2 protein-coding genes are annotated in these 2,279 nt (G+C 71.3%); one reads left to right on the top strand and one right to left on the bottom strand.

The annotated features are described in order from the left end of the window. On the top strand, positions 1–812 hold an 812-nt coding region (locus tag VF468_24565; GenBank protein ID HEX5881463.1), incomplete at its 5' end, for a YihY/virulence factor BrkB family protein. On the opposite strand, the gene VF468_24560 is transcribed toward VF468_24565, so the two are convergent. Continuing rightward, positions 803–1,917 (bottom strand): IS630 family transposase gene (locus VF468_24560; protein ID HEX5881462.1). Its coding sequence is split into 2 segments (ribosomal slippage): positions 803–1,503 and positions 1,503–1,917, totalling 1,116 coding nucleotides; the frame shifts between segments, so codons are not numbered across the junction. The two genes, VF468_24565 and VF468_24560, sit on opposite strands and share 10 nt — an antisense overlap. Positions 1,918–2,279: the final 362 nt, after the last annotated feature.

Raw genomic sequence — 2,279 nt, 5'->3', positions numbered from 1 at the left:
GCGGCCGCGGCCGCCGCCCGGGCCCCGGCCGCCGGCCAGCCCCCCGCCGAACCCCGGCCGTGATCCCGGGCCGGGCGGCCGCCGGCCGCCTCCAGGACTGGGCGGCCGGCCGCCTGGCGGGCGCGCCCGGGTGGCTGCGCGACGGGGTCGCGGTGGTGCTGCGGGTGGTCCGTCAGTCCATCGAGGACCGCGTCGGCGGCCTGGCCGCCGAGGTCGCCTTCTTCGGCGTGCTCAGCCTGTTCCCGGGCCTGCTCGTCGTGGCCGCCGCCCTCGGCTCCCTGGAGGGCCTGATCGGCGGCGATCTCGCCGGGCGGGCCGAGGAGCTGGTCCTGTCGTTCCTCGACCGGATCCTGACCGAGCAGGCCGCCGGGGCGGTCGCCGCCGTCCGGGAGCTGTTCGCGCGACCGCGGGGCGGGCTGCTCACGGTGGCGTCGCTGCTCGCCCTATGGGGGCTGTCGCGTGGCTTCGTGGCCGTCATCCGGGCCCTCGACCTGGCCTATGACCTGGAGGAGCGGCGCTCGCTGGTCCACCAGCGGCTGACCGCCCTGGGGCTGGCGTTGAGCGCGGTCGCGGTGGCCGTGGTCCTGCTTGCCGCGGTGGTGGTCGGCCCCCTGCTCGGCGGCGGCCTGCGGCTGGCCGGATGGCTCGGCCTCGACCAGGAGTTCGCCGCCACCAGGGGCTGGCTGCGCTGGCCTGTCGCCTTCGCCGTGCTGGTCGCCTGGGGCACCACCCTCTACCACATCGGACCCTACCGGCGGACACCGTGGCGGGCCGGGCTGCCCGGGGCCGCCCTAGTGGGCTGTCAGTCCTGAATTGCAGGATAGAGGTGCTTGAGCTTGATGCGGGCATCCTCGGTGGTGAACCGCCAGTCCACGCCGCGGCCAGTCGCGTTGCGGGTCGCCTCCCAGGCGGCGACCTCCCGCGTGAGGGTCGCCCGGTCGGCCAGCCGCCGGTCCAAGCACTGCCCGGCCAGCACACTCAGCTCGATCTCGGCCATGTTCAACCAGCTGCCATGCTTGGGCGTGTAGTGCAGCTCGAGCTTGTCGGCCAGCCGCTTGGCCTCCGCCGGCGCGAACGCCGCATACAGCGACGCCGGCGTGTGGGTGTTGAGGTTGTCTTGCACCAGCACGATCTGCTCGGCGTCGGGATAGTGGACATCGACCAGCTCCCTGATGCAGTGCGCCCAGTCGATCCGGGTCCGCCGCTCGCTCATCGTCACATGCCGCCAGCCACGCAACGGCTCGCACACCAGGAACACGTTGCACACCCCTTGCCGCACGTACTCGTAATCCTGGCGTACTGGCCGGCCGGGCGCGGCTGGCAGCGGCGCAGTCACCTCGGCCAGCAGTTGCCGGCTGGTCTCGTCCAGACACACCTGCGGGCGGCGTGGGTCATAGGGCCGGGTGTAGATCCCAAGCACGTCCTCCATCCGCCAGCAGAACTCGGCGTCCTGCTCGGGCGGGATGCACCAACGCTGGGTCAGCCACGGCTTGAGCCGGTTTGCTGCAAGACCTGCCGCACCGTTTCACGCGAGAGGTCCTCGACAACTTCCAGCTCGACCAGCCGGTCGGCAAGCAGCCGCAACGTCCACCGCTTGCGACCCTCCGGCGGGGCGCTGCACGCCAACGCGACCAAGCGGGCCTCCTGCTCCCCATCGAGCTTGCGGCGATACTGGCGCGCGGGCGGCTTGCGATGCACCGCAGCGTCTAGCCCGGCGGTGACGTACCGCTGGCGCACGCGGGCCACGGTGGCGGGGTGGACCTCCAACGCCTCGGCGATTACCTGGTCGGTCCAGCCGGGACCGGCCTCGCCTTGGTTGGCTTTGAGCAGGATGCGAGCGTGGGTCAGCGCGCGGGCTGGGGCAGCACCCTGGCCGATCAGCGTATGGAGCTGCGCGCGCTCGGGCTCCGACAACATCACGATGTGCCGCTTGCGCACTTGGGTCTCCTCCGGCGGCGGTATCCCTGGACCGCACGAACCATCACCCCAAGCCACACATCACGCAAATCACCACTGCCAAGCTACTAGCCTTCTATCAGGTCAATCCCTTACCCGGATTGTCTGCTGTTGACCCGTGGAGACCGGTGCTCTGTGCCCCCAATGTGCCCCAACGACCCGTCCGGATGCGGTCGGTAGCATTGCCGATAGTATCTCGAACACTCGTTCGATAGGCTGCTCGGGTGGGGACTTGGCACGACCCAGACCTGGGCCGGCCGATCGCGGCGCCGTTGGAGCGGTGCGCGGAGCTGCTCGGCGTCGACCTGGCCACCATCCAGGAG

Source organism: Actinomycetota bacterium (genome assembly GCA_036280995.1).
Lineage (GTDB): Bacteria > Actinomycetota > CALGFH01 > CALGFH01 > CALGFH01 > CALGFH01.
This window is presented reverse-complemented; position numbering and strand designations above follow the sequence as displayed.